The organism is Bacillus bruguierae (genome assembly GCF_037104725.1).
In the GTDB taxonomy this organism is placed as follows: domain Bacteria; phylum Bacillota; class Bacilli; order Bacillales; family Bacillaceae_G; genus Bacillus_A; species Bacillus_A bruguierae.
The window spans coordinates 204,965-231,824 of record NZ_JBAWSX010000006.1; the positions used below are offsets into that span (position 1 = coordinate 204,965).

Here is a 26,860-nt window from a genome sequence, read left to right on the forward strand (position 1 = left end):
TATAACAAAAGGAGGAAAAAACAATGGGCTTTGGATCTCACGGCGGCGGGTTTGCATTAGTTGTTGTATTATTTATCCTCTTAATTATTGTTGGTGCTGCTTGCTTTTGCTAATTAGCTATCCGCTTCATACAACTTTTATGCAGACAAAAAAACTATGAAAAAGAACATCTAATGTTTAGATGTTCTTTTTCTATATATACAAGTTAAAAAACCGACATAAAAAGCTCCTTTCTTTTTAGGCGGGCGAGAGCATCTGGCCATGCATAACAACGGTCAGGACCGTTTTCCTATCACATGCAATGTTTAAAACAAAAGGAGTAAGCAAGTAGCGATTATGTTGTATTCTGCATAGCAGCAACTTATAAAGAAAAGCGGAAGCGGCTCGCTCAGAACAAGAGGGGGATGGAGCTTCTGACATAGAGGCGCTTTTTGCCTCGGTGGAAGACGCGAAGCCACCGACTGTTCTAGCCGCTGGAGCTGGATCATAAAGAAAAGCGCCGCCGACTGTTTAGGCCCGTTGGCTAAGGTTCTTTCACACAGAAGGTGCTTTTTACCTTCTCGTGTGGAAGGTTCTTAGACATGAGGGCTTAGGAGGCAGAGCTAGACAAAGATATCGCAAGATTAAAACGGATATATATAATGATAAGGTGAAATTTTAAACAACAGGAGTCTCCCTTATCTACTTTACATCTATAAAAAAGAAGCCGATTTTATCAATCGGCTCCTCGGTATACATATTGCTCTTTTGGTGATTCTACTGTGTTCCATTTTGTAACTTTTAATACAGGGATATTTGCATGAAACGGCTGATAAAACTCTGTTGAAATTGTTCCTTCAACTTGAATCCACTCATCATTTTTCCACTGGGCATCTTCAGGCTTCTTGACCAGCATTCCATATACACCTGAATCCGCAACACAGTGTATAATTCCAAAGCGAAATAAAAAGTATTGTTCTTTTTTAGCAGAATCATCACGAAAGACAAAACCTTTAAAAGAAATTGTTTTACCGGTAAATTCACCAGGATAGTTATAAACAACTTCCATTCCTTTCAAAAAGTTTGCGTCATCTAAAGCGATTTTATCTTTTGTCACAAATTGCTTCTTCTCTTTTTCCATAACTTCCCGATATCCTTCTTTTGCATAATAAATGCTCGTATCAGGTCTTAAAAACTGCCGATTCATAAACGGGTCTTTACTTTCTGGCTGCGCAACCGGGAAATGAAATCCTTTTGCTTTTACGATGTCAGAATCTAACATTGCAATCGGAAAAAAGAGTCCCGAAATAATTGGAAAGCAAAATAGCGTATACGCGATAGTACGTTTCCACCATGTGTTTTCATCTTTTGAATGATCATGACCACAGTGACTTTCATTACACCCGCATTCATGATTATGATTATGTTTTCCATGCTCTTTTTGAAATACAATAATCATTTGGATCACAGTTAAAAATCCTAAAATAATCGCTGCTGTTTTTGATAGATACGCGTATTTCATATTTATATATTTTGTGATATCACCAGAAATATGAAGTTGTGCCAACAAAATTGTAAATCCAAGTAAAATATAAGCTCGAAACATCGATTACCACCCCATCATATAAATGAGTAGTGAGCTTGCATAAACAACAACTGTAATTAAAACGATAACAACAATAACAAAACGTGTTTTAAAAGTCGCAAGCATCATAAACATATTTTTAATATCTACCATCGGTCCGTATACAAGAAACGCAACGAGAGACGCTGTTGAAAATGTACTTTGGAATGAAGATGCAATAAACGCATCAGCTTCTGAACATAATGATAAAATAAAAGCAAGTCCCATCATAACAATTGGTGAAGAATACGGTCCTTGTCCAATTGCAAGGAGTGTTGAAGTCTTCACAAAAGTTTGTACGCTTGCCGCAATTAGTGCACCAATAATTAAAAATTTCCCCATTGAGAAAAACTCTTCAACAGCATGTGTACATACGTCCCAAAATTTTTGACGAAATGGTCGATTATGATCTACCACCGGAAAATTAGTATTCCGTAGTTGATGATCTTTAAACATAAACGATAAAACAAGACCAACAATAACAGCGACAATAATGGCGACAATAGCGCGATACCAAACCATATGCATACTGCTACCAAACGCTACATATGTCGCAAATAAAACGACAGGATTAATAATTGGTCCAGTCAGCATGAAAGCAATCCCTGCATATGGTGGTACTCCTTTCCCAATAAGGCGCCGAACGATTGGAACAATTCCACATTCACACCCTGGGAACATCATCCCTAGAAAAACTGCTAATAATACAGACAGAAAACGATTCTTTGGCATCCATTTTGCTACCATATCTTCTGTCACAAACATTTGAATGAATCCTGAAATAAATACACCAATTAATACAAATGGCAGTGCTTCAATTAAAATTGAAATAAAAATCGTATTCATTTGCAGGAACGCTTTTGGTAAATGAAACATTTCCATGATGCATATCCCCTATCTTTTCATTAACAATATGTAATTGTAACTGTAATCCACAGATTGAACAAGTAGTTATAAAAATTAACCTAAATGGTATATTATACACATTTTATTTCGTAAATTAATGAATAGCACTACACAAAAATGCTAATTCCTCGACACTTTATAGCAAAAAAGCTGTTTTGGAACATTTCCAAAACAGCTGAGTTTCATATTAAAAATAACGTTTCTTCCAAAAAATAAAGGCCATTACGCAAGATAAGATTGCAGATATAATCATAGCCATTAAAAAACCATGAGGGTTTTCACTTAAAGGAACTGGAACATTCATTCCAAAAAAGCTGGAAACCATTGTTGGCACTGATAATATAATTGTCATCGAAGTTAAAAACTTCATAACACTGTTTAAATTATTAGAAATGACAGAACTAAATGTATTCATCATACCACTTAAAATATTGCTATATATTTCGGCCATCTCAATTGCCTGCTTATTTTCAATTAAGACATCTTCCAGTAAATCTTGATCATCTTCATACATTTTCAAAAATGTATTATTTCGCATCAATTTTTGAATCACAATCTTATTTGCCTTTAAAGATGTCGTAAAGTACACTAAGCTTTTTTCAAGCCCTAATAACGTAAAAATCTCTTTATTTTTCATCGATTTATTGAGCTCCTGCTCTAAATCAGTTGTTTTTCGATTAATCTGTTTTAAATAACGTAAATAATAAGTAGAGATCGTATATAAGAGCTGCAGTGCGAAACGTGTCTTTTTAAAAGTATAAAATTCTTTAATACGCTGATTAATAAAGCGTTCAAAAATCGGATTTTCTTCCAAACAAATTGTAACAAAACATTCCGGCATGACAATCATACCAATTGGAATCGTATCATACATTGAATTCCCTTCTTCATCATGTCTCACTGTTGGGATATCAACGATGATTAAGGCATTATCATCCTCTTTTTCAATACGCGAACGTTCCTCATCATCCAAGGGGTCTTTAATGAAGTCCAGTTCAACATTTAATGTTTGAACTAAAAATTGAATTTCTTCCTCTGTTGGATGGAGTACATTAATCCAACAACCTTTTTGAATCTCCTCAATCTCTTGTAGTTTTCCGTTTCGGTCTGTTAAATAAATATTTAACATACTATCACCCCGATTCTTTTTACATGTAGGAATCAACCTCACTTTGAAATAACAGTCTATTTTAAACCGCCATTTTCAGCATATGAAACAAATGAAAAGATTTCAATAGAAAATTATTTTGAAAACGCTTTTCTTCACAAATTATTCAAATAGAAAAAGACAGAGCATTCTCTGTCTTTTATAGACATTATGTTGCTTTTATAACATATTTAGAAAGTATCCACAAGTTAAACGAAACAGAAACAGTATAACCAGCATATGTCGCAATAACAAAACTAATATAGTCAAATTGTGGAAGCAACACAATATTTAGCACAATTTTTATCCCTATTCCTATAAACAAACCAATTACTGTTTTTCCCTGTTGATTAATCCCTTGTAGCATGGCCGCTGTTACCGCAAAGAGCGAAAATAATATACAAGCCGGGGCGTAATAGCGTAAAATCACACTTCCTAACGCAGGATCATTTCCCATACCAAATAGTAATGTATATACTGGTTCAGCTAAAACCATCATTCCTAACGATGCTGGAATCGTTAGGAATACTACAAGTAAATTTGTTCTCGTAAAGTGTTTATATAATAACTGGTCATTTTTTGCTGTATACGCCTTTGTCATCTCAGGAACGAGTGACATACTAAAAGCTGTAGCAACCGAAACTGGAATTAACACAACCATTTGTACGAGCCCAATCACAGCATTTATTTTTTCCGCTTCCCGCTGTAAATATCCCATTTGCATTAATAGCTTATTAATTGTAAATGTATCAATTGTTTGATACAAGGGAATTGCAAGACCAACAACAACAAATGGAATAGAGTATGCAAATAATTCTTTGTACAGTGCGAAAAATGATTTTGTTGTTTGCGGAACACTCATATTTTCTTTTTTCTTTAAATGACGCCTTCTCTTTAAATAATATGCAATTAATATTCCAAGTCCTGCTACAGCTCCTATAAAGGCACCAAACGTAGCAACTCCAACCGCCAACGCTGTTGATTCTTTGTATAAATGAAGCACTGCAAAACTTCCGATTAAGATTGTTAACACGCGAAAAAACTGTTCTACTACTACGCTTAAAGCAGATGGTCCCATCGATTGAAACCCTTGAAAAAATCCACGTAATAAGCTCATAGAAGGAACAATTAGTAAAGCAAAGCTTACAATTTGAATATTATATGTAACAGCAGTTACACTATTACCCGTTTGATCTCCGCTATCAATAACAACCTTTGCGAGATAGGGAGCTAAACAGTATAACAATAAAAACGCTATAACTCCCATACACCCCATAAAAATAAGCCCGCTTTTTAATACTCGTTTCACCGTATAATAATCGTCTAATTCATTATATTTAGATACCATTTTGGAGACAGCTAAAGGAAGTCCCATCGTTGCGATGCTAAGCATAAGTGTATAAGGACGATAAGCATATGTATATAATACATATCCTCCCGTTCCAACCATCGCTGTAAAAGGAATTACATATATAAAACCTAACATTTTCGAAATCATCGTTGCCATTGTTAAAAAGAATGTTCCGCGTAAAAACGGTGACCCTTTCATGAAATTCCTCCGCTATACTGTTTTACTACACCATATGGACAACTTTCTACTTTTAGAACTTATATAAGATAAAACTTTAATCTCTCAGAGCCTTAAGATGTGGTCTTACTGCCCGCGAATAGTACAATAAAGTGAAACTTCCGTCAGTGGGGGTTTTCTTCATCCCCCACCTATCTTCTTTGTTTCTCTTTGAATCTTGAGGTGGGAGTCTTACTGCCCACAAATAGCGGGATAAACAAAGAAAAAAAGCCAATGAAAATTCATTGACTTTAACGACCTGCTTTTCTTTTTTTCAATAATTTCATACCTATGTATACAGCAATAAAAAGAATCGCCCCTGCGATGAAATAATGCGTGTAGTCAGCAGCATATTCTTTAATATGACGCCAATTCCCGCCAAGTTTTTCACCTAAATAAATAAACAGGATAGACCACGGAATAATTGCAAGTACTGTATATGCTGTAAATCGTTGCAATGACATTTTAGCTAGTCCTGCTGGAATCGATATTGCATGACGTACAAATGGGATAAAGCGTGCAGAGAAAATCACACCTGCACCATATCGCTTAAACCATTCTTCTGCTACATCTAAATGGTGCTTTTTAATTAATAAATATTTACCGTATTTTTCAACAACCGGACGTCCGCCGTAATATCCAAGCCAATACAAGAAAATTTGCGCTAACGTTCCACCAATCGTTCCGGCAATCACTGCCCCAACGAAATTAATTTCTCCCTTAGCAACTAAATAACCCGCATAAGATAATACAATTTCACTCGGAATAATTTCGATCATAAGTCCTAGCGCAATCCCAGAATAGCCCAGACTTATAAAAAATTGTAGTAACTGCTCAACTAAATTTGCTAACATTCTTCATTATCTCCTTTTTTCTACGCACACACACTTTCTTATTATTTCATAAAAATCTATCCTTGCCAATATGCTACTACTTAATAGTATAAAATTATGCAATAATAAAAAAACATACTTAACATTTCTATTTCGAAAGGAGAAAGTGCACGATGGAATATAGATTACTAGAAATTATTCCAAAAAACAAGCAAGTTATAAAAAATTTACTAATTCTTCACAAAGAAATTTTCCAAGTTCCTAATACAAATCTACTAAAAGAAATGAACGAAAAGACGTCTACTTTTAGCACTTGCACTCGATCATGAAACTGTAATTGGCTTTGAAAGAAGAGAAAATCATTTCTATAGTTGGATTGGTGATGTACATCCAAACTACAGAAAACAAGGCATTTCTTCAGAACTTATGCATATGCAGCATAAATGGTGTAAAGAGAATAGCTACAAAACAATCCAAACAAAAAACAAATGGAGAAGCATGCTAATATTAAGTATTAAGCACAGATTTAATATTATCGTACATATACTGATGAAAAAGGCGAACCAAAAATCATATTAGAAAAAACATTATAAATGACCAAAATAGCTTTTCGTATATATATCCATTTTAATTTTTCGACATATAAGTTGTTACTATGTACAATACAACACGACCACTACTTACTTTCTCCTTTTGTTTGAAACCTTGCATGTGGCAGAAAAGGCCCTGACCGCTTCTATGCATAGCCAGATACTCTCGCCCGCCTAAAAAGAAAGGGAGTTTTTATGTCGATTTCTTAATTTGTATTTATATAATCTTCGTTATTGCTTAATCAACCAATCTTTCTTTATTCGGATCTTTCATATAAGCAAACATTTGCCGGATTTGCCATTCTGTATTTCTTCCTATTGATAGTTCTGGCAATCCTTCTTCTCCAAAAAAGCGAACATCTTCCGTTTCAATACCAACTTGTCTTTCACCACCTACTATTTCACAGCTAATAAATATTTTATATACATCTATTGCAGAAGGTGATGGCTGATGTTTCTGTTTATCAAAGATAGATAGTAAACGAAAGTTTTCTACTTTGTAACCTGTTTCTTCTAAAACTTCTTTTCGCGCAACTTCCGTAGGTGTATATCCAATATCAGCCCATCCACCTGGAAGTGCCCATTTTCCATCACTTTTCTCTTTTACAAAAAGTAACTTTCCTTCTTGAAACACGACCGCTCGTATATCTACTTTGGGAGTTTGATAACCCGTTTCATTGGCAAATAAATGCTCAATCACTTCCCAATCTGTTTTTGTATAATGTGCCATCATTTCAATTGATAATTTCCGAAGGTCTTGAAAACGTTCTATATCATATACATCTTTTGAATATGCTAATCCAGCCTGCGCAATTGCTTGTATTTGTTTTACCCATTCAATCCATTTTATTTCCATTATTTCACCTTCTTCAATTTAGTTTACACTTATTATATAACAAAAAAAGAGATTGATTGTTCAATCTCTTTTTTGTTCATCTTCATAATTTATCTAAATGTTCTCGTATAAATTCACGACGTTTTTCTATATATCGAAAAATCAAACTTGGCTCACTATCAAATACATCTATTTTCGATTTCACATACGGATCTTGCACAATATGTGGACGAAGTTCTTCGTGCATTCCCTCTACTTTCGGTTTTATATATTCTACTGTAAATTGATGAGAGAGTATATCTTTCAAAATTTTTTTATATTGCTTTCTAAAAACATCAACATCAAGTAATCTAGCACTTAACGTATTAAATCCTTGAATACGAATGTAATCATGCCCCATCTTTCGACCTTGTACATCTCGTCCCCACGTTGCATCATAGTCCCATGGAATCATTTCAAACAACTTTGTTTCTTCATTGTGATAGAGTGCATAATTGTGCACAAATCCATCAAAGTTTTGCGTGCATACAACACCCGCTAACCATCTTAAATATTTATCAACATCGACATATTTTACGATTTTTTTTTCATAAGCTGCTCTGGAAATTGTATTCAGTTGATAGATAAATTCACTAATATATCCTTCACTATGTTCATTTCCACATTTCAACTCATACCCTAAGGACAATTTCTTTTTTATATCTTTATCTAACTCACTTACTAATGAAAAATTCGCATCATCATCGACTGCATAGTAAATCGAGCCCTTTGGTAAATTTCGTCTCCGCAAAAAATTTTCATCTACCGATTCTAACTGTAAATAAACTCCTTCAAATCTATTATTAACCTTCACAAGAACATGTTGCGCCTTCGGTGATAACGTGCCAATGTCTGAAAAAAAATCTAGTGATAACTTATTTCGTATTAAAGAAGGATCATTAAATTCCGAATTAAAATGCAGCTCTTGCACACCTTGGAAAAATTTAGGTTTATAGAACATCACATGATATGATTTTTTCTTCAATTTCCGAATATGAGAGCCGCGATATACGATATCAATATCATACTTTCTTTTATCATATGTTAACTTAGCTGGAACAGGATCATCAGACCAAACATCTTTTCGTAACTCAACGATATACATTGGGTGAATAAAAAAATCATAAGAAGGTATCATTTTCTCCCTTCCCTTCTCTTTCATCTACAACCAATGTATGCCCTTCCTTCCCCAATTGCCACATCCACTATATATTCATTTTGATTAGCTATATACGCTTCTCCTATGCAAAAAAATAAATGCTTCATAATGTAATAGTACGAAAAGAATTTCCTTTTCGAAATAAGGAGGCGCCCTTTACAGAGGTACTATTCAAAAAGATGAAAACTCTCAAAATACTCACATCGTTCCTGCAGATCAAAATACTAATTCCTAAAAAGCAGGCTACCTATCACAGTCTGTTTCCTTTAGGATATAACACCATTTTTCAAAAAGAACAAACACAATTTATCTAGTCGACATACCTTATTAATAGAAAGTTTATTATTCAAAATTCAACAATAGATACAATCTCATTTTTTATTAAGGAGGCTTTTCTTAAATGTATTCAAGAAATGACATTCAAAAAGCAGTAGAAGAGGTAAAAGGTGCTGGAATGGAAACCTTTCTATGCCAAGAACCTAAGCGCTCTCGCTGTTCTCGCCGCTCTCGTCGTTCCCGCTGTTCTGACCGCTCTCGTTCTCGTCGTTCTCGTTGCTCTAAACGTTCTCGTTCTCATCGTTCTCGTTGCACTTGCCGCTCTTGGCGTTTTCTTTCCTCTTGCCGTTCTCGTTCTCACCGCTCTCGTCGTTCCCGCTGTTCCAAACGCTCTCGTTCTCGTCGTTCCCGCTGTTCTAAACGCTCTCGTTCTCGTCGTTCCCGCTGTTCTAAACGCTCTCGTTCTCGTCGTTCCCGCTGTTCTCGTCGCTCTCGTTCCCGTCGCTCTCGTTCCCGTCGTTCTCGTTCCCGTCGCTCTCGTTCTCGTCGCTCTCGTTCTCGTCGCTCTCGTTCTCGCCGCTCTCGTTCTCGCCGCTCTCGTTCTCGTCGCTCTCATCGTTCCGGTCCTCTTGGCCCTCTCGGTTCTCTCGGTCGTTCTCGTCGCTCTGATTGATAATATAATATATGCTCTAATTCCGCTCTATAACATAGCAAAAATATCCTTCTCTTTTTCAAAAATGCAAATAGACCGCTTTAAGCGGTCTATTTATCTATTAAAACAAATTACTTTTTCATCTCCACCAAGAATAAAAATTTTCCTTTATAAACATTTACACCTCTTCAAAATGCGCAATATCAGCAAATAAGTGAATTTTATTTTCTCCTTCTTTCACTTCAATCATACTTAAACTTGCGCTATGCATAAAAGGACCATTCCATATGTTTTCAATGAGGCGCTGTTCAAAATACCCCATCATAAGTAATGAAGTAATAGCATGAGAAACAATTAAAACACTTTCTCCTTCATGTTTTTTTAGTATGTATTCAAGTCCATTTAACATACGTGTTCTTGCATCATAAAAGCTTTCCCCTGATTTTGATTCATATTGATGCGGTGCATTCCAAAATAAATGAAACTCTTTCGGATATTTCTCCTGTAATTCAACTTGTGTATGTCCTTCCCAAACTCCCATATCAATTTCATATAAATGTTCATCTGCTACAATTGGAATATCTCTGTCTCCTTTAATTAACTGAGCTGTATGCATTGCTCTTCCGCTTGGACTGCTGTAAATAACATCAAGCTGCATATCTTTCATACGTTTCCCTAATTGTTTTGCTTGTAGTATTCCCGTTTCCGTTAAATTTGAATTTTTTCTGCCTTGCATTCTTTTTTCTACATTCCATTCTGTTTCCCCGTGACGCGTAATATATAACATTGTTTTCATCATCATTTTCTCCTTTACCAACTCGGTCTAGCATCCCACGGTTCTAATGTTCCGACAATCCATTCCCGTTGTTTGTGTTGAATTCCGGCTATAACACCACTCGCAATCTCATCATGTGTTAACCATCTCGAACGTTTTTCTTCTACTATAAAACCTAATATAATTCGATAATATCTACATAAAGAAGAGCATCTTATTTTTTTCCCTGATTTGTAAGCACTGCTTCCAATTATATGAAACAATTCCCATTCTTTTGAAAATCTTTCAATCTCCTCACTAATGATTTGCAATGCATCTACAGCCGTTGAATGAATCCAAGCAACTACAAGCGTGACTGGTCCGTTTTTTTGAATTGAACTTTTAATTTTAACACGCAACTCATCACTATTATGATAATCAACCGCTAGACATGTAACTCTTTTAGGAATATCACATGAATCTTCTATTTCCTTTAGGCGTTTTATGTTTCGACCGATTACAGAAGTATGAAGCTCTTGCTCAGCAAACCACTTTGATACTTTCTGTAACATGCCAGTTCCCCCAACAATAAGTACATGCATATCCCCTCCCCCTTTCCATATTTAGTAAAACAGCATATGCGGTTTTTCTTCTTTATAATATTGCAATCTCTCTTGCAGCGTCCCTGTATGAAATTCAAATTTATGTCCATCTGGGTCTGTAAAATAAATAGAATGGCAATCTCGTACATCACGCTCTCGTCCTTGTAGAATATGTACTTTATTCACTTCAAGACGATGTAATAAAGCTTTAAAATCTTCTTTTTCTATCGAAAACGCAATATGTGTATACGATTGATAGATTTCCCTTCTTGGAATATCCTTTTCTTCATTTAATGCAACCCACATTCCGCACAGGTCGAAATAAGCAAGTGTTCTACCTTTCACAAGTAACTTCCCTTCCAACACTTGTTCATAGAATTGTATAGATTCCTCTAAATTTGAAACAGAAAAACAAAGATGATTCATTCCTTTTATCATTGTCATTATCCCCTCACAGCAAAAAAGATGCGCAATATTCGCGCATCTTTATCGTACTATTTTTTTGTAATATATGTCCATTTATAACTAAAATCTCCTCCAAATGTATGCTTAGCAGTTCCTTTCACCTTGGATTTCTCAAGAAAAGCAACGCCCTGCTGATAAACCGGAGAAATGGCTGCATCATCAAATAAAATTTTCTCTGCTTCAGAAAGAGCCTTCCATCGTGCTTTCTCATCGGTTAACAACTCACCTTTTGCTTTCGCAACTAGTTCATCATATTTCTTATTAGAATATGCCATTTCGTTAAATGCACTATCTGTAATAAACATATCAATAAATGTCATTGGATCTGGATAATCTGGGCCCCATGATGATAAAGAGAACTCATATTCTAATTTCTTTTCTAACTCTAACTTTTGTTTAAACGGCTGCTGTTTCATATTCACTTTCAAACCAGGTAAGTTTTTCTCCAATTCTGCTTTAATATATTCTCCAACTTTTTTCAAGTTATCCTTATCATAGTTCAACATTTCAACTGTAATTGTATCTTGCCCTAACTCTTTTTTCGCTTCTTCCCATAGTTTTTTTGCTTTTGCTGCATTATCTTTACCATCATGAAAGTTTTTATTTGTTTCGCGGAAGTCTTTTCCATCTGGTCCTTTTGTAAATTTTTGTGCTACTAAGTAATATGCAGGTAATGATCCATCGTTTAAAATCACATTTGTAATTCCCTTTTTATCATATGATAAATCAATAGCTTGACGTACTTTTTTATTCGAAAAAATCTGATTTTTCTGATTGAAACGAATAAAATACATACGTGAATCTAATTCCGATTTAAATTCTTCACTTTTCTTATATTTATCAACAAACTCCGAGCTTAAAATGACTCGATCTACTTCGTTACTATCATATAAATTTACAGCTGTTGATGTTTCCTTTACAACACTTACATTAATTTCCTCTAATTTCACATTATCTTTATCCCAATAGTTCGGATTTTTCTTTAACTGATAACTTCGTTCATGCTTCCATTCACTCATCACAAATGGTCCGTTATATAATAACTTATCTGATTCTAATGCATATTTGTCCCCTTGTTCTTTTACATATTTTTCATTCAATGGGAAAAATGTTGGGAATGTTGTAAGATCTAGAAAATATGGTGTAGGTTTCTCTAACTCAACCACTAATGTTTTATCATCTTTTGCTGTAACACCAAGCTGTTCAAGCGGTAATTCTCCTTTATTAATTTTCTCAGCATTTTTAACATCGAACAAAATAAAAGCATATTCTGATGCTGTTGCTTTATCGACAGCACGACGCCAAGCAAACACAAAGTCTTGTGCTTTTACAGATTCTCCATTAGACCACTTTGTATCTCGTAAATGAAATGTGTATGTTTTCTTATCCTCGCTAATTTTCACGTCCTTTGCCACACCAGGTGTTGGTTTATTCTCTTTATCTAAGCGGTATAATCCTTCCATCGCGTTTACAAATACCCGAAATGATACACCATCAGTTGCCTTTGACGTATCCATAGTAGGAATTTCTGCTGTTTCTAGTAAATTTAATACTTGTTTATCAGCAAGTGCTGCATTTCCTTCTTTTCCCTTTTCAGTTGTTGATGCTTTTTCCCCATTTCCACACCCTGCAACTAACACACTCGTAGAAAGTGCAAGTGCTGTAATAAGTGAAACCTTCTTTTTCATAGACCATTTCCCCTCTTTCTCTTTGTAACAACTAAAAATAAGACCAACTCTCTTGAATAGTATTATACATAATTTTCTGATAATTTCAAATACTATCTTTTAAAAAATTAAAAAGTGACACACGTCACTTTTTTCACTACCTTATCATCTACATAAATCTATTTTAATTTTTTGGCATATCATTCACTGCTATGCAGAATACAACATGACCTGTACTCGCTTTCTCTCTTTGTTTTAAACCTCGCATGTGGCAAAAAAAGGCCCTGACCGCTTCTATGCACGGCCAGCTGCTCTCGTCTCCCTTTTAAAAAAAGAGGTTTTTATGTCATTTTTTTAACTTGTATATATAGCTCAACTAAATTGTTTCATTTGAAATATTCCATTATCTTAAAAAACCTTCATGCTTTAATAACCATTCTTTCCGCCAAAGTCCACCCTCATAACCTACTAACTTCCCGCTCTTCCCAATAATTCGGTGACAAGGCACAATAATCGAAATAGGATTTCTACTATTCGCTCCGCCGATTGCTCGTACAGCCCTTGGATTGCCGATTTTCTCTGCCATATCAAGATAAGAAGCACTTTTTCCATATGGAACACTGCAAAGTGCATTCCATACTTGTTTTTGAAAAGGAGTTCCCTTCGCTCGTAGCGGGACAGTAAATTCCGTTCGCTTCTTATGAAAATATTCATCTAGCTCCATTACACATCGCTCAACAATTGGATGAGGAATATCTTCTTGTTTTTGTTCTACAAATAATACAGAGGAAATGCCAGTCTCATCCCCTTTTACTTCAATCCATCCAAGTTCACTTTTGTAATATGCTTGATACATGAAAAATACTCCACCTCTCTTCATATTCACTAAACATAGACTCATCATAACATTTCTTTAAGCATTTTGTTATGGAAAAAGGGTGCAAGGTGCTACAATAAAGTGGCACTCCCATTAGTTAAGAAATGATACTTGGGTATATGTTCATTTAAGAAAATAAAGGAGGATTCTTATTGTGAACAATCAATTATTTTCACCGTATACAATAAAAGATGTTACACTAAAAAATCGAATTGTTATGTCACCTATGTGTATGTACTCCTCTGAAAACGAAGACGGAAAAATAACGAATTTCCATCTCGTCCACTACGCATCACGTGCAGCTGGTCAAGTTGGACTTGTTATGTTAGAGGCTACAGCCATAACACCAGAAGGACGCATTTCCCATAAAGATTTAGGTATTTGGGATAATGAGCATATAGATGGCCTACATCAAGTTGTCAATATGATTCATGAACACGGTGCAAAAGCTGCTATTCAAATTGCACATGCCGGTAGAAAAGCTGTTCTTGATACAGATCCTATTGCACCCTCAGCTATTCCTTTTGATTCCTCTATGAAAATCCCTGTGCAAATGAGCAAAGAAAAAATAAGAGAAGCTATCATAGCCTTTCAAAATGGAGCAACACGTGCCAAAAAGGCTGGATTTGATATTATTGAATTACACGGAGCACATGGTTATTTAATTAATGAATTTTTATCTCCGCTCACAAATCATCGTACAGATGAGTACGGTGGATCTTGTGAAAATCGCTATCGTTTTTTACGTGAAATCATTGATGCGGTTAAAGAAGTTTGGACTGGACCATTATTTGTTCGTATTTCCGCTCATGATTATCATCCAGAAGGTTTAACTGTAGAAGACTACGTAATGTTTGCACAGTGGATGAAAGAACAAGGTGTTAACCTCATTGATTGTAGTTCGGGAGCTGTTGTACCAGCACATATCGATGTGTATCCTGGTTATCAAGTACCCTATGCAAAACATATAAAAGAACACGCTTCTATTGCTACAGGTACTGTTGGCCTTATTACAAGCGGCATACAGGCAGAAGAAATTTTACAACAAGGTTCTGCTGACTTAATTTTTATCGGCCGTGAACTATTACGAAACCCATATTTCCCAAGAACAGCAGCTAATGAGCTTGGTTTTGAATTAGCTGAGCCGTTTCAATATAGTCGTGCTCCAGGAAAACTAAAAAATACTAATAAATAAAGGAGCTGCCCAAAATAGTACTTTGGGCAGCTCCTTTATTTTACACCAGCAATATTTTCTTAAAGAGAAAAATATCTAGTGAAAACCACTTTTATCCGAGGTGGATGAAGACCCCCCCTCGGATGGAAGTTTCACTTTATTTCATCTTAGCAATTTCCAAAGATTCATGTATATGAACTCCAGACTCTTCTCGCAGCGCTGTTACATACATTCCTCTTGCTACTTGCTCTGCTGAAATCGGTTTATATTTTGAAAAAGACCCTTTAAATAAAAACGGCATAATTCCCGAAATTTTTTCTCCCATTCTTTCTCCAAAACGAAACTCTTCTCGTTCTCCAAGTAAAAGAGATGGTCTAAAAATATGAATGCCTCCTATGACTAGCTTTTTAATACCTTCCTCCATCTTTCCTTTTACTTGCGAGTAGAAAAATAGCGACTTCGGATTTGCCCCCATCGAAGAAATAACAAGAAAATTTTGTACCCCTTGTTCTTCTGCTACACGAGCTGCTCGTATTGTATAATCATAATCAACCTTTTTAAAATTTTCTTTCGTCTTTGCTTTTTTAATTGTCGTACCAAGACAATTAAAAACATCATCTACAGCAAAAAACTCTTTATATTGTTCCAAAATCGAAAAATCCACCTGCTTTTGTTGAAGCTTTTCGTGCTCCCATTCTAGTGATCTTCTCACAAAAATTGTAACTGAATCATAATAGTCCGAATCAAGCAGTAATTGTGTCACTTCCTGTCCAACTAGACCACTAGCTCCAAGTACCAAGGCTGTTCTTGTTTTCATCCGTTTCCATACCTCTTTATCTTCTAATATCTTTCTCTATCATATGCAAAGCATAATACAATATGCAAGCCCTTTGTTTACTCTTTTTCTTCTTTTGGCACCTCAGTAACTGTACTTGTATCTCCTAAATTCCGAATAAGCGCTTTCAAAAAAAACAGCACACATGATAATGGAAAAATAACAGCCAATATTAATAAAACTGCTTCGCTCACATATTCCATTCACTCATCTCCTTCTCTGCACCCTCTATCACACTATATGAAGAAACTGAAAGGATATATGCAAAAACAAAAAAAATAAACCAGAGCATTGTGACAAATTTAGAACAAACTATAAATCGTAATCATTATTATTTATTGCAACATTGTCAAAGATGTATTATACTAAACCGGTGGTATAAAACGTAATTATTACGCTTTATAAAAAAAGAAGTTATTCTTTCTTTTATTTGGAGAAAATACATTTTAGAAAGTAAAGAAACGAGGCAAACAAAATGAAGAAAAGATCACTTATATTTTCATTCGTACTAATATTTACCCTTATATTTGCTGGATGTTCAAACAAAGATAACACAGCAAATAAAAAAGATGGTAAACTTTCTGTCTATACAACTATTTTTCCTTTAGCTGACTTTGCTAAAAAAATCGGTGGCGATTACGTAGAAGTAACAACTATATATCCACCAGGTGCAGATTCCCATACGTATGAGCCAAGTCAAAAACAAACAGTACAAGTTGCCAAAGCAGACTTATTTGTATATAACGGAGCTGGATTAGAGCCATTTGCTGAAAAAATGGAAAAAACATTAAAAAATGAAAAGGTTAAAGTTGTGAATGCATCAAAAGATATCGAACTACAAGCTTCGACTGAAGACGAACACGAGGAAGGTCATAAAGAAGAACATCATCATGATAAAGACCCTCACGTTTGGCTAGATCCAACACTTGCAACGAAACAAGCTGAAGCAATTAAAAATGCACTTGTAGAACTACAACCAGAGCATAAAGAAGAATTCGAGAAAAACTTTGCTGCACTGCAAACCAAATTCACAAGTTTAGATAATCAATTTAAAGAAGTTGTTGATCATGCAAAAACGAAAGAAATTTTAGTTTCTCATGCAGCATACGGATATTGGGAACAACGTTACGGTTTAAAACAAATTCCAATTGCAGGTATTTCTGCTTCTGATGAACCATCCCAAAAAGCACTAGCTTCTATCACGGCAACAGCAAAAGAGCATGGGTTAAAATATATTTTATTTGAAACATTCTCTACACCAAAAGTAGCAGAAGTTATTCAAAAAGAAACAGGAACGAAAATTTTACGCTTAAATCATCTTGCAACTATTTCTGATAATGATGCGAAAAAAAATAAAGATTACTTCACACTAATGGAAGAGAACATGAAAACTTTAAAAGAAGCTACAAATTAATATAACATTCATTTCTGACCGCGAAAAAATGTTTCTGCGGTCTTTTCTTATGCCATTTCTTTCCTGATTGCCTTGACTTATAAAAAACATATAGTAAAATTATCCATATTAGTTTTATATATTATTTCAATATACAAGTCATTTCTATACAGAATACACCATGATCTGCACCCGCTTTCTCCTTTTGTTTTAAAACCTTGCACGTGGCAGGAAAAAGCACTGACCGCTTCTATGCATGGTCAGATCCTCTCGCCCGCCTAAAAAGAAAGAGAACTTTTATGCCGATTTTTTAATTTGTATTTATATAGTTATAATAAATAGGAAAGTGAGATGAAACTATGAATCTTCACATTTGTGAAGTAACAGTACATAATTGGCGTTCAGTCGCTGCCTTAGACGTAGCAGCGGAGCAGCGACAATTTATTGAAAGCAACGCATTTTCTTTAGCCGAATCATTATATGAAGGAAATGCAACATCGTTAGCTTTATATGATGGAGAAACACTTGTTGGATACGCAATGTATGGATGGTATTCTGAAAAAAATGAAAGCATATGGTTAGACCGGTTTATGATTGATCACAACTTTCAAGGAAACGGTTACGCGAAACGCTTTCTCCATTTATTAATTTCATATTTACAAGAAAAATATCAATGTAAAAAGATTTATTTAAGTCTTCATCCTAACAACAAATTAGCAATGAAACTATATGAATCGTTTAGCTTTCGTCTAACTGGTGATATTGACGATGAAGGTCCTGTTGCTGGAGTTGTAATGGAGTTACTTATAGATAAAGTGAAACTTCCATAAACCAACATAAATAAGCCTGCAAACGCAGGCTTATTTTATGCATTCTTCAAAATGTTGTTGAAACCATTCTTTATTTAAATTTTTACCAATAAAAACAATCTCACTTACTCGTTTTTCTCCTTCTTGCCACTCTCTATCATAGGAAGCTGCAAATAACGTATGTACGCCTTGGAACACAACGCGGCGATTTACTCCTTCAATAGACAATATTCCTTTATAACGATATAAATACTCTCCTAATTCTTGTACAACGGCTGACATCCATTCATTTATTTTTTGCAGATCAAGAGGACGCTCTTCTCTTAACACAAAGGCCTTTACCCCTTCTAAATGATGCTGCTCTGTATGGGGATAAATTTCTAACTTGTCACGCGTTTTAAACGTTTGTATATCTAGCAAGGATGAAATATCTACTTCACAATTTATTGTTGGGATTAATTTTGCAGTTGGATTGATCCCTTGTAATTCAATGAGTAAATTCTCCTTTTCTTCCTGCTCTACTAAATCTAATTTATTTATTAATACCATGTCAGCAAAAGCAATTTGTTCTTTTGCTTCTAAACCTTTTTCAAAGTGTTTATATATATGATAGCTATCTACTACAGTTACTACACCGTTAATTTGGTATGCGGACTGAATAATAGGGTCTAAAAAGAATGTCTGAATAATTGGACCAGGATTTGCAAGCCCAGTTGTTTCAATTACTAAACCTTCAAAATCCATTTTACCTTCTGCTCTTACTTCTAGTAGATGCTTTAGTGCAACAAGCAAATCTTCACGTACTGTACAACATAAACAACCGTTTGTCATTTCCATAATTTCTTCTTCTACATTCATAATCAATTGATTATCGATACCTATTTGTCCAATTTCATTTACAATAACCGCAAGTTTCTTTCCGTGCTCTTCAGATAAAATACGATTTAATAATGTTGTTTTCCCTGATCCGAGAAATCCGGTTAATATTGTTACTGGAATCACGATTCTACATCTCCTTGTTATATGTCTAATTACATAATTATATCATAGGTTGTCTTTTTATTTTTCGAATATAGAACATATTAGTTGTAAGTATATCTACACGAATATATAATAGCAGCAAATAAGAAAACCTTTTCATATCGAATAGGTTCATACATATCAGCAAGGAGGATCTACATAAATGGAACGAATTCGAATGGCCCAAAACCTAGAGTTTTCTCGAATTATTCAAGGGTTTTGGCGTTTAGCAGAATGGAATATGACAGATCAGGAATTACTCTCTTTCATTGAATCTTGCATGGAAATGGGCATTACAACGTTTGACCATGCCGATATTTATGGCGATTATACATGTGAAGCTTTATTTGGGAAAGCACTTCAATTAAAACCAAGTTTACGTGACAACATGCAAATCGTTACAAAATGTGGAATCGCTCCCCCATCATCTAAATTTCCAGAGCGTTACGTTGCTCACTATAATACAAGTACTGAACATATTTTAAAAAGTGCCGAACAATCACTACAAAACCTAAATACTGACTATATTGATGTATTGCTCATTCATCGCCCTGATCCATTTATGAATCCAGCAGAAGTTGCAGAAGCTTTTTCTCGTTTGAAGCAAGAGGGAAAAGTACGACACTTTGGTGTATCAAACTTTCTGCCTTCCCAATTCAATATGTTAAGTTCGTATTTAGATTTTCCGCTCATTACCAATCAAATCGAAGTATCTGTTATGCAGCTTGAGCATTTCGAAAAAGGTACGATTGAACAGTGCCAAGAAAATCGAATTTCTCCTATGATTTGGTCTCCGCTTGCTGGGGGTGAGATTTTCAAAAAAGAAAGTGAGCCTATACTTCGCTTACGTCACACACTAGAGAAAATTGCTACTGATTGTGATATTTCTGAAATTGATTCGATTATGTATGCATGGCTACTTGCTCATCCAGCTAATATGCTACCAATTGTTGGTTCTGGTAAACTAGAACGTATCAAAACAGCTGTTGAAGCAACAAAACTAACATTGGACCGTCAGCAATGGTTTACCATCTTTGAAAGCTCAAATGGTCATCCTGTTCCATAAGTACACCAAAAGAACATGAGATTCATTCTCATGTTCTTTTTAAATCTGTAATTGATTTATTTCTGCCGCACTCCGAATTCCTGATTCAATTGCTCCTTGTATCCAGCCATGATACAACGTAGTATGATCACCCGCAAAATATATTCTCCCTTCTGGTTTCACAATGTGAGGTTGCAATTCTGTTTCTTGAGTTGCCTGAAAGATTGCAAACCCTCCTAATGCGTACGGGTCTAACGTCCAGCTCTTCGATATACCAGAAATAAATTCATCATATACTTGATTTCCAAGTATATCACCTAAATTTTGTAAAGTATAATAAATACGGTCATTTTCAGATAAACCATCCCACAATAACGCATCATACGACCAAGTATAACTCCCCAGTACCATTCCAGGCCCTTTTGTCCCAATTCCATAGCTTGGATAATATGCATAACGAATAGGCAAATCCGTAATGATGCGGCCACCACGTTGCCCTTGTTCTTCCCAAAAACGACTTTTAAATTGGATTCCAATTTTCGTCGCAGCCATGTAATGTAGTTCTCGAATGGCTTTCCACTTTTCATGAGAAACAGAATCATACGGATCAATTTCAACAAATCTCATTGTTGTAAATGGAATGGTGACGATGACAATATCACCTGTAATACTGGTATATTCAAACGTCTTCTCATTACGACAATATGCTGTAACTCCTTTTTCGTGCTGCACTAGTTTCATTAACTTTTGTTGAAAGATAATATCATTTTGCAATTGCGGTAAAAAAGACTTTGGCAACGCGTCATTGCCGCCTTCAATTTCATAAAAACCTGTAGATTGCTGTAAAATGAAAATAAAACGCAATGTTTCTACAAAAGACCTTTCTAAAAATCCTTCTAAATCAAGAAGCACCCCTATCATCTCTACAGCAGCTGGTGAAAAAGGCACTTTATATTGGTGAGGATAATCCTTTAAAAACTCTGCTGTAGAATACCGACCAAAATCTTTCTCTACAATACTCCAATTTTTTTCCGGGTCTCTTTTAATAAAATCAAGAATTGGTTGTATTGCTGACATCAACAGGTCTTCCGATGATTTTCCTTCTTCATTCGCTGCAACTGGATAACGTAAAATACTCGGATTTTTCTCATATTGTTTCAATGTTGTCTTGCGACCATTTGCATAAATAATATCCGTTTCATTTCGATTAATGAATGGATTTAACTTCAACCCAAACTTCTTAATATACGAAATCGTTAATTCATGTGTATAAGGAATCCGCATGGCTCCAACATCTAGATATAAGCCTGTTTCTGGCATTCTCATCGTATAAATACGCCCACCAATTCGATTATTTGCTTCTAGTATTTTCACACGATGACCAGCAGCCTTTAATAATGATCCAGCCACTAATCCAGCCATGCCCGCTCCAATAATAATAATATTTTTCGGTACTGTCGTTTTTGGTAAGCCATTGTCAATAATAGATACCATCTCATTTGTTGCAAAATGGGATTGCATATTTAATCGCATCATCCCCACCCCTACTCATCAACACAAATTCATAGTTCAATGCATTGTATTCATGAAAAGGATGAATCATTCTATTTTTTCTGAATATTCACAAAAAGTTCAAATAAATATGCACTCTTTCCTTTTATTTAACCGTATAATAAAAATGTAGATAGGAAATGTAAGGAAGGGGATGGAAACATGAAACGCTCTTACAACTATCATGAGATTAAAAAACAATTAGAAAGCCAAAAATCTCACTTATGTAAACGATTAACAGATGTAAAATTAACAGAAAATGAGCGCAATGAAATCAAGAGAATGATTGACAATTACGAATATATTCTTAACTTAGTTGAAATGAATCATTTTGAAAGAGGAATTTCTCACTGAAAACGGGTGTACAAATTAACAGGACATAGAGGTTAAAATAAAGTGAAACTTCCATCAGTCGGTTTTTTCTTCATCCCCACTGATGGAAACCCTGTCCAAGCTAGCACATAACAGCAATTGTTTCCCGCCCTTCTATACCGCCCTCATTATTCATATAGATATATCTTTTCCAACAGTCGAACTTCTGATAACAGTAATTAAATAGAAGTGAAACTCCTGCAGACTTTTTTAAGATTTTCTATATTGTTATCTGAAATTCTTATTTTCCATTCTAAAACAGACAATTTACGCATATGGTTATATAAATATTCTCTTTTTGGAGTGTTAATTAGAAAAAAGAGGAAGGGCAAAATAGTAGTTGGCGACTATGGAAACATTCATAATTTTTACAATAAAATTCCCATTTTCCTAATAGAGGGGGATTTAACTTATGAACAACTTTCATTTTCTTTGCGAACAATTTGCTACCATTCTTAAAGGGAAAAGTAAAATCAATCAAAATTCTTGTTCAGTATCTTTCCATCGCAATTTCAAGGTGCTTGTCCAAGGAAAACCGAGTATGTCTGTAGTACCTGTAGGAGTAGGCTTCGAATCTTTGGATCAAAATGGTAATGCATTGAATTTAGGTGAAATTGCTATTCTGCAAGAAGAAATCCCCTCATTTATGCGGTCAATTACACAACAAGGAATTATTGTTAGTGCCTTACATAATCATTGGTTATATATGAATCCATTGATCATGTATATTCATGTCCAATCAGTAGAACCACCATTACATTTTGCGAAAAAATTGGCAAATTCTTTTTCAGTCCTAAGTAGCTACCCTATTGCTGATGATGGGAGTTAATGCGAAGTGAATCATATATATTTTTTATATGAGTTTTAACGTGAAGTTCCGATCCCTTCGAATGAAAAATTCGTAAATCTATTACTCTATCAATACAAGATATTATTCTTGAAAAAATACATACTTCTAGTGAGGTAATGTATAATAATCCTTGAATTTGAGTCAATATTTTTGACATAAATAAGAGCATGTTTTGATCAATCTTTTTTCAAAACATGCTCTTTATATTTGTTTTTATATCAAGTTTAAAAGTGTTAATCTAATTAAACTTTATTCTAAAGCTAGACTTACTCATTTATCACCTTAATTTTTCTCCCTTGTAACAACTGAAACATCACATAATATAAAATTGCACTCAAAAACGCAAGTGCTGCAATAATGTAGAATGTGTATTGATAACCTATCCATGCTGTTAAAGGAATCGCAATTGGTGCAATGGTTCGGCCAACAGACCAACGAAGTGTTGCTGCCGCAAAATATTGTCCTCGCATATGTTCAGGTGCTAATTTAGAAACGAAACTATTTTGAATTCCAACAACTAATAGCTCTCCGAACGTGAAAATGAGCATCGCAATAATGAGCCCCCAGACTGAGATAGTGTGAGGAAACATAATCATTGCTATCCCATATGCAAAAGAAGATAAAACAAAAATAGCCCGCTCAGAAAAGTAATTTGCTAGCCTTGTTACATATACAGTAAATAGAGCAACCAAAAATCCATTTTCCGCGATAATCCAACTAAACAATTTCTCCCCATTTATCATTAGATTAAAAAACTCTTGCGTAGGAACATTTTCTTTTATGTATACAGCTAACAATAGATCAAGCTGTGTAAAAGTTTGAGCAACAAGAATACCTGCAACAATGAACAACAGAAAGACACCATCTTGAAAAATAATCCGATAATTCCTTATCTGTTCATTTACAACAGTCAGCCATCCGCTTTGTTTTTCTACTTTTGTTCTGTTCTCTGGTAACGTCTCTTTTATAAATTTAAGTAGTACAAATGCTAATATAAAATTAATGACAACGCTTGCCAGTAACAATTCAAAACGATAAGAAAAAAAGAAATACGCTCCTAAAATCGGTCCCAACACAACATTAATATTAATCATTGTATAAAAAACCGCAAATACTTTACTTTGCTGCTCTTCGGGTACTAAATCGGCAACCATTGCTGCACTTGCCGGATAATATAAAGAACCCATAATACCGATAAGTGAAAAAGCTACAAATGTTAAGAGAGGCGATTGCAACCACGGTGAATTAGCAAAAGCAAATAGTACAAAGGCAGCACTTTGTACAAATGTAGCAATTACCATCATTCGCTTACGGCCATACGTATCCGCTAAATAGCCGCCTACTAAATTGGCAAAAACAGATAATACTTGCGACAATACAAGTAATATTCCAGCCATCGTCTTTCCTAGTTCTTCCGCGAAATATATGGCCATAAACGGAAGAAGCATCCAGAAGAAAAGGCCGAAGAGCCATTCCCCTACTAGACGAATCTTTAAATTTAAATCCCATTCCCTCAGAATCATGAAGTTTCCTCTTCTCTACACTTTCCGCATGATGCTTACAATAAAGAAACAACAATGAAGTATTGTTGTTTCTTTATTATACAATGCTTGTATTTATTTTATCAGGCTTACTTGTCACTAAATAATGTTTCTCTGAAACATATAAATTTCGTTCTAGTTTTCTTTTTAAATATGGACCTAACTTTATTGAACAAATAAGGCGATTCTCATTTCCTTCAACGATTGGAAAAACTTCTTTGTCCGTTACATATTGATCAACAGCACGTTGTACATCATCAATTTCTTTAACAAGATCAAGGTTTTCTTGTGTATTCTCGAAGACTTCAAGTGTCTCCTTTGTAATAATGAATGTATTTGTAGGAAAAGCAGGTAAATAAGGTTTTAATAAGTCATAATTAACTGTGTAGTCATCATTTACTAATACTGTATATACGACGTTAGCATTCGTTTCAAGAAATTTTGCCATAGCAAGTTCTAATTCATCTTTCGTAATCTCTCTTTCTTCCTTGCCTTTTGTAAAAAAGCGAAACATTTTCTCCGCCCCCTTTTCCTTTATTATACCATAAATTACAAGATAAATATGAATAATGAAAAAACACACCTCTACATTACCAATAAGTCCCTTCACTAATCTCACCTTTAAAAAAATCATGCGAAATTATCACTTTATTGTATGTTTGTCCAAACTCATTCATATGTATGAAATTAAGTAACGTTTTCAGTAGAGAGTGAAACTTCTCTTATCACAAATTTCAAGAAAAATTTTTAAAAAAGTAAGAAATAATTGATGAATTTTTTACTTTGTCTCACCCTACTCTCAAAGTCTAGGAAACAAATCAATCAGCTCATAACATAAGAAAGAGGGATTACATGGACAATGAGCAATGGAAAGTAGCTAAAAAAATTGCTGCTACTTATATAGGAACTGTCGTTGGAGCTGGATTTGCAACAGGAAGAGAAATCGTGGAATTCTTTACAATCCATGGCACATATGGAACAATCGGCATTTTAGTAAGCGGCATTTTCTTTATTTGGTTAGGTACAAAAATGATGCTGCTTTCTTCACAAATCAATGCATTTTCTGCTCAAGAATTTAACAAATATTTATTTGGTGATGTCTTTGGGAGCGTTGTAAATATTTTATTACTTCTCGTATTATTTGGTGTAACAAGCGTCATGCTTTCCGGAGCTGGAGCGGTATTTGAAGAGCAACTTCGCCTTCCAAGACAACTTGGAATCTTTATAACGATACTTGCTTGTATGATAATTGGCGGCCGAGGATTACAAGGGGTATTCGAAGTCAATTCACTCGTCGTACCAATTATGATGATTTTTATTGTGGGGCTATCCATTACAACACTCTTTCATGATGTACCTTCCTTTTTCAACATGACACCTTCTGAAAATTGGAATATCAAATGGGTTACAAGTCCAATTACATATGTTGCACTCAACCTCTCACTCGCTCAAAGTGTACTTGTACCGTTAGCAAGTGAAGTAAAAGATCAAAAAGCCATTAAATGGGGTGGTATGTTAGGCGGGGCTGGTCTCTGTTTAATTTTATTATGTAGTCACTTCGCCATTTTAACTATCGAGCAATTTTATCAATATAATATTCCAATGGCAGAAGTTGTACGTCGCTTCAATGCTACTTTTCATTTCTTTTTTGTATTAATTATTTTTGGGGAAGTATTTACAACACTTGTCGGTAACATATTTGGTATGACTAAACAACTTCAATCTATCACCGGCTGGAAAAGTAACAGCATTATTTATTTCATCTTACTGATTAGTTATTGTTTTAGTTATATTGGTTATAGTGAATTACTTCATATATTATATCCTGTGATTGGGTGGATCAACTTGATTTTCCTTCCAATTATTGCATTCAAACAACAGCAAAATACATAAAGTGAAACTTTAATCAGTGGGGGTTTTCTTCATCCCTCACTGATTATTAGTTGAACCAATCGGGCTTTTACGGGCAGTTTATCTCCTACCTAACTTCTTTGCTTTCGCCAAATTTTGAGGTGGGAGTATTACTGCCCGTTAATGCGGGATAAAGTGAAACTTCTTATCCCTTGCTACGAATGAGTTGAACGGATTGGACCTCTATCAAACGAAAACAAAAAGCACGTGAATCATCTTATTTACGTGCTTTTTTCATTACACCTTACATCTTTCAATTCATATTTGTAACTCTTCGGCCATTTTTGATAACGTTCCAGCTACTGAACTAACTTATTTTCTTTGAATTCCTCAAGATCTTGAGGAAGAAATTTCTTACTTACTGCAAATGGCAAAATAAAAAACATC

The 26,860-nt window shown here is 34.8% G+C and carries 27 protein-coding genes and 1 pseudogene; 9 read left to right on the forward strand and 19 right to left on the reverse strand.

What is annotated here, in order from left to right; genetic code table 11:
* Positions 1-23 precede the first annotated feature (23 nt).
* Entirely contained in the window at positions 24-113 is a 90-nt protein-coding gene (locus WAZ07_RS12825) for a YjcZ family sporulation protein (protein ID WP_020060957.1), read from the forward strand.
* Between the two features lie 602 nt (positions 114-715).
* Here WAZ07_RS12825 and WAZ07_RS12830 read toward each other — a convergent pair.
* The 7 genes from WAZ07_RS12830 to WAZ07_RS12860 form a co-directional block, all read right to left on the reverse strand.
* On the reverse strand, positions 716-1,585 hold the full coding sequence (locus WAZ07_RS12830; RefSeq protein WP_336472764.1) for a TIGR03943 family putative permease subunit: 870 nt from the start codon (positions 1,583-1,585) through the stop codon (positions 716-718).
* 3 nt (positions 1,586-1,588) lie between these two features.
* The gene (locus WAZ07_RS12835; protein ID WP_090911892.1) at positions 1,589-2,485 is read right to left on the reverse strand and encodes a permease; all 897 of its coding nucleotides are present in this window, start codon (positions 2,483-2,485) and stop codon (positions 1,589-1,591) included.
* A gap of 211 nt (positions 2,486-2,696) precedes the next feature.
* Positions 2,697-3,638: a magnesium transporter CorA family protein gene (locus WAZ07_RS12840; protein ID WP_090911894.1), complete on the reverse strand. Its 942-nt coding sequence runs from the start codon at positions 3,636-3,638 to the stop codon at positions 2,697-2,699.
* 187 nt (positions 3,639-3,825) lie between these two features.
* Positions 3,826-5,205 carry a putative polysaccharide biosynthesis protein gene (locus WAZ07_RS12845; RefSeq protein WP_336472765.1) on the reverse strand — a complete coding sequence of 460 codons (1,380 nt, stop codon included), beginning with the start codon at positions 5,203-5,205 and terminating at the stop codon, positions 3,826-3,828.
* Positions 5,206-5,474: 269 nt separating this feature from the next.
* Positions 5,475-6,077 (reverse strand): undecaprenyl phosphate transporter UptA, encoded by a 603-nt coding sequence (gene uptA, locus WAZ07_RS12850; protein ID WP_336472766.1) that lies wholly within the window; start codon positions 6,075-6,077, stop codon positions 5,475-5,477.
* A gap of 807 nt (positions 6,078-6,884) precedes the next feature.
* Complete coding sequence (locus tag WAZ07_RS12855; RefSeq protein ID WP_336472767.1) at positions 6,885-7,502, reverse strand: NUDIX hydrolase; 618 nt, start codon at positions 7,500-7,502, stop codon at positions 6,885-6,887.
* An 82-nt stretch (positions 7,503-7,584) separates the two neighbouring features.
* Positions 7,585-8,658 carry a CotH kinase family protein gene (locus tag WAZ07_RS12860; RefSeq protein ID WP_336472768.1) on the reverse strand — a complete coding sequence of 358 codons (1,074 nt, stop codon included), beginning with the start codon at positions 8,656-8,658 and terminating at the stop codon, positions 7,585-7,587.
* A gap of 421 nt (positions 8,659-9,079) precedes the next feature.
* Between WAZ07_RS12860 and WAZ07_RS26255 the strand changes: the two are divergent.
* Positions 9,080-9,124 (forward strand): annotated as a pseudogene (locus WAZ07_RS26255) (hypothetical protein); the annotation flags it as partial.
* A gap of 21 nt (positions 9,125-9,145) precedes the next feature.
* Here WAZ07_RS26255 and WAZ07_RS12865 read toward each other — a convergent pair.
* The 6 genes from WAZ07_RS12865 to WAZ07_RS12890 all read right to left on the reverse strand — a co-directional run bounded on the left by WAZ07_RS12865 (position 9,146) and on the right by WAZ07_RS12890 (position 13,951).
* On the reverse strand, positions 9,146-9,571 hold the full coding sequence (locus WAZ07_RS12865; RefSeq protein ID WP_336472769.1) for a hypothetical protein: 426 nt from the start codon (positions 9,569-9,571) through the stop codon (positions 9,146-9,148).
* Between the two features lie 214 nt (positions 9,572-9,785).
* On the reverse strand, positions 9,786-10,403 hold the full coding sequence (locus WAZ07_RS12870; protein WP_336472770.1) for a phosphoserine phosphatase 1: 618 nt from the start codon (positions 10,401-10,403) through the stop codon (positions 9,786-9,788).
* A 14-nt stretch (positions 10,404-10,417) separates the two neighbouring features.
* Entirely contained in the window at positions 10,418-10,963 is a 546-nt protein-coding gene (locus WAZ07_RS12875; RefSeq protein ID WP_336472771.1) for a short-chain dehydrogenase, read from the reverse strand.
* Between the two features lie 21 nt (positions 10,964-10,984).
* Positions 10,985-11,401, reverse strand: a complete 417-nt coding sequence (gene fosB / locus WAZ07_RS12880; protein ID WP_090911906.1) for a FosB/FosD family fosfomycin resistance bacillithiol transferase — start codon at positions 11,399-11,401, stop codon at positions 10,985-10,987.
* 56 nt (positions 11,402-11,457) lie between these two features.
* Complete coding sequence (locus WAZ07_RS12885; RefSeq protein ID WP_336472772.1) at positions 11,458-13,116, reverse strand: peptide ABC transporter substrate-binding protein; 1,659 nt, start codon at positions 13,114-13,116, stop codon at positions 11,458-11,460.
* 382 nt (positions 13,117-13,498) lie between these two features.
* Positions 13,499-13,951 carry a methylated-DNA--[protein]-cysteine S-methyltransferase gene (locus WAZ07_RS12890; protein WP_272191512.1) on the reverse strand — a complete coding sequence of 151 codons (453 nt, stop codon included), beginning with the start codon at positions 13,949-13,951 and terminating at the stop codon, positions 13,499-13,501.
* Between the two features lie 175 nt (positions 13,952-14,126).
* Here WAZ07_RS12890 and namA point away from each other — a divergent pair, with 175 nt between their 5' ends.
* Positions 14,127-15,167 carry an NADPH dehydrogenase NamA gene (namA, locus tag WAZ07_RS12895; RefSeq protein ID WP_336472773.1) on the forward strand — a complete coding sequence of 347 codons (1,041 nt, stop codon included), beginning with the start codon at positions 14,127-14,129 and terminating at the stop codon, positions 15,165-15,167.
* Between the two features lie 136 nt (positions 15,168-15,303).
* On the opposite strand, the gene WAZ07_RS12900 is transcribed toward namA, so the two are convergent.
* Complete coding sequence (locus WAZ07_RS12900) at positions 15,304-15,963, reverse strand: oxidoreductase (protein ID WP_336472774.1); 660 nt, start codon at positions 15,961-15,963, stop codon at positions 15,304-15,306.
* Between the two features lie 77 nt (positions 15,964-16,040).
* Positions 16,041-16,184, reverse strand: a complete 144-nt coding sequence (locus tag WAZ07_RS12905) for a hypothetical protein (protein ID WP_090911915.1) — start codon at positions 16,182-16,184, stop codon at positions 16,041-16,043.
* A gap of 272 nt (positions 16,185-16,456) precedes the next feature.
* Here WAZ07_RS12905 and WAZ07_RS12910 point away from each other — a divergent pair, with 272 nt between their 5' ends.
* Both WAZ07_RS12910 and WAZ07_RS12915 read left to right on the forward strand, forming a co-directional pair.
* On the forward strand, positions 16,457-17,395 hold the full coding sequence (locus tag WAZ07_RS12910) for a metal ABC transporter substrate-binding protein (RefSeq protein WP_336472775.1): 939 nt from the start codon (positions 16,457-16,459) through the stop codon (positions 17,393-17,395).
* Between the two features lie 338 nt (positions 17,396-17,733).
* Positions 17,734-18,204 (forward strand): GNAT family N-acetyltransferase, encoded by a 471-nt coding sequence (locus WAZ07_RS12915; RefSeq protein WP_336472776.1) that lies wholly within the window; start codon positions 17,734-17,736, stop codon positions 18,202-18,204.
* 30 nt (positions 18,205-18,234) lie between these two features.
* Here WAZ07_RS12915 and WAZ07_RS12920 read toward each other — a convergent pair whose 3' ends face one another.
* Positions 18,235-19,185 carry a CobW family GTP-binding protein gene (locus WAZ07_RS12920; protein WP_336472777.1) on the reverse strand — a complete coding sequence of 317 codons (951 nt, stop codon included), beginning with the start codon at positions 19,183-19,185 and terminating at the stop codon, positions 18,235-18,237.
* 181 nt (positions 19,186-19,366) lie between these two features.
* Here WAZ07_RS12920 and WAZ07_RS12925 point away from each other — a divergent pair, with 181 nt between their 5' ends.
* The gene (locus WAZ07_RS12925; protein ID WP_336472778.1) at positions 19,367-20,269 is read left to right on the forward strand and encodes an aldo/keto reductase; all 903 of its coding nucleotides are present in this window, start codon (positions 19,367-19,369) and stop codon (positions 20,267-20,269) included.
* Positions 20,270-20,308: 39 nt separating this feature from the next.
* On the opposite strand, the gene WAZ07_RS12930 is transcribed toward WAZ07_RS12925, so the two are convergent.
* Complete coding sequence (locus WAZ07_RS12930; RefSeq protein ID WP_336472813.1) at positions 20,309-21,781, reverse strand: flavin monoamine oxidase family protein; 1,473 nt, start codon at positions 21,779-21,781, stop codon at positions 20,309-20,311.
* Between the two features lie 180 nt (positions 21,782-21,961).
* Between WAZ07_RS12930 and WAZ07_RS12935 the strand changes: the two genes are divergently transcribed.
* On the forward strand, positions 21,962-22,153 hold the full coding sequence (locus WAZ07_RS12935) for a DUF3896 family protein (protein WP_090911924.1): 192 nt from the start codon (positions 21,962-21,964) through the stop codon (positions 22,151-22,153).
* A 430-nt stretch (positions 22,154-22,583) separates the two neighbouring features.
* The gene (locus WAZ07_RS12940) at positions 22,584-23,000 is read left to right on the forward strand and encodes a DUF1259 domain-containing protein (RefSeq protein ID WP_336472779.1); all 417 of its coding nucleotides are present in this window, start codon (positions 22,584-22,586) and stop codon (positions 22,998-23,000) included.
* 287 nt (positions 23,001-23,287) lie between these two features.
* On the opposite strand, the gene WAZ07_RS12945 is transcribed toward WAZ07_RS12940, so the two are convergent.
* Both WAZ07_RS12945 and WAZ07_RS12950 read right to left on the reverse strand, forming a co-directional pair.
* Positions 23,288-24,544: an MDR family MFS transporter gene (locus tag WAZ07_RS12945; RefSeq protein ID WP_336472780.1), complete on the reverse strand. Its 1,257-nt coding sequence runs from the start codon at positions 24,542-24,544 to the stop codon at positions 23,288-23,290.
* 76 nt (positions 24,545-24,620) lie between these two features.
* Entirely contained in the window at positions 24,621-25,076 is a 456-nt protein-coding gene (locus tag WAZ07_RS12950; RefSeq protein ID WP_336472781.1) for a DUF3939 domain-containing protein, read from the reverse strand.
* A 338-nt stretch (positions 25,077-25,414) separates the two neighbouring features.
* On the opposite strand from WAZ07_RS12950, the gene WAZ07_RS12955 reads away from it, so the two are divergent.
* Complete coding sequence (locus WAZ07_RS12955) at positions 25,415-26,455, forward strand: YkvI family membrane protein (protein WP_336472782.1); 1,041 nt, start codon at positions 25,415-25,417, stop codon at positions 26,453-26,455.
* Positions 26,456-26,860: the final 405 nt, after the last annotated feature.

Excerpts from the sequence above, each read along its gene's own strand:
- WAZ07_RS12825 (WP_020060957.1), top strand. The coding sequence starts at position 24 with ATGGGCTTTGGATCTCACGGCGGCGGGTTTGCATTAGTTGTTGTATTA.
- WAZ07_RS12830 (WP_336472764.1), bottom strand. The coding sequence starts at position 1,585 with ATGTTTCGAGCTTATATTTTACTTGGATTTACAATTTTGTTGGCACAA.
- WAZ07_RS12835 (WP_090911892.1), bottom strand. The coding sequence starts at position 2,485 with ATGGAAATGTTTCATTTACCAAAAGCGTTCCTGCAAATGAATACGATT.
- WAZ07_RS12840 (WP_090911894.1), bottom strand. The coding sequence starts at position 3,638 with ATGTTAAATATTTATTTAACAGACCGAAACGGAAAACTACAAGAGATT.
- WAZ07_RS12845 (WP_336472765.1), bottom strand. The coding sequence starts at position 5,205 with ATGAAAGGGTCACCGTTTTTACGCGGAACATTCTTTTTAACAATGGCA.
- uptA (WP_336472766.1), bottom strand. The coding sequence starts at position 6,077 with ATGTTAGCAAATTTAGTTGAGCAGTTACTACAATTTTTTATAAGTCTG.
- WAZ07_RS12855 (WP_336472767.1), bottom strand. The coding sequence starts at position 7,502 with ATGGAAATAAAATGGATTGAATGGGTAAAACAAATACAAGCAATTGCG.
- WAZ07_RS12860 (WP_336472768.1), bottom strand. The coding sequence starts at position 8,658 with ATGATACCTTCTTATGATTTTTTTATTCACCCAATGTATATCGTTGAG.
- WAZ07_RS12865 (WP_336472769.1), bottom strand. The coding sequence starts at position 9,571 with ATGAGAGCGACGAGAACGAGAGCGGCGAGAACGAGAGCGGCGAGAACG.
- WAZ07_RS12870 (WP_336472770.1), bottom strand. The coding sequence starts at position 10,403 with ATGAAAACAATGTTATATATTACGCGTCACGGGGAAACAGAATGGAAT.
- WAZ07_RS12875 (WP_336472771.1), bottom strand. The coding sequence starts at position 10,963 with ATGCATGTACTTATTGTTGGGGGAACTGGCATGTTACAGAAAGTATCA.
- fosB (WP_090911906.1), bottom strand. The coding sequence starts at position 11,401 with ATGATAAAAGGAATGAATCATCTTTGTTTTTCTGTTTCAAATTTAGAG.
- WAZ07_RS12885 (WP_336472772.1), bottom strand. The coding sequence starts at position 13,116 with ATGAAAAAGAAGGTTTCACTTATTACAGCACTTGCACTTTCTACGAGT.
- WAZ07_RS12890 (WP_272191512.1), bottom strand. The coding sequence starts at position 13,951 with ATGTATCAAGCATATTACAAAAGTGAACTTGGATGGATTGAAGTAAAA.
- WAZ07_RS12900 (WP_336472774.1), bottom strand. The coding sequence starts at position 15,963 with ATGAAAACAAGAACAGCCTTGGTACTTGGAGCTAGTGGTCTAGTTGGA.
- WAZ07_RS12905 (WP_090911915.1), bottom strand. The coding sequence starts at position 16,184 with ATGGAATATGTGAGCGAAGCAGTTTTATTAATATTGGCTGTTATTTTT.
- WAZ07_RS12910 (WP_336472775.1), top strand. The coding sequence starts at position 16,457 with ATGAAGAAAAGATCACTTATATTTTCATTCGTACTAATATTTACCCTT.
- WAZ07_RS12915 (WP_336472776.1), top strand. The coding sequence starts at position 17,734 with ATGAATCTTCACATTTGTGAAGTAACAGTACATAATTGGCGTTCAGTC.
- WAZ07_RS12925 (WP_336472778.1), top strand. The coding sequence starts at position 19,367 with ATGGAACGAATTCGAATGGCCCAAAACCTAGAGTTTTCTCGAATTATT.
- WAZ07_RS12930 (WP_336472813.1), bottom strand. The coding sequence starts at position 21,781 with ATGCGATTAAATATGCAATCCCATTTTGCAACAAATGAGATGGTATCT.
- WAZ07_RS12935 (WP_090911924.1), top strand. The coding sequence starts at position 21,962 with ATGAAACGCTCTTACAACTATCATGAGATTAAAAAACAATTAGAAAGC.
- WAZ07_RS12940 (WP_336472779.1), top strand. The coding sequence starts at position 22,584 with ATGAACAACTTTCATTTTCTTTGCGAACAATTTGCTACCATTCTTAAA.
- WAZ07_RS12945 (WP_336472780.1), bottom strand. The coding sequence starts at position 24,544 with ATGATTCTGAGGGAATGGGATTTAAATTTAAAGATTCGTCTAGTAGGG.
- WAZ07_RS12950 (WP_336472781.1), bottom strand. The coding sequence starts at position 25,076 with ATGTTTCGCTTTTTTACAAAAGGCAAGGAAGAAAGAGAGATTACGAAA.
- WAZ07_RS12955 (WP_336472782.1), top strand. The coding sequence starts at position 25,415 with ATGGACAATGAGCAATGGAAAGTAGCTAAAAAAATTGCTGCTACTTAT.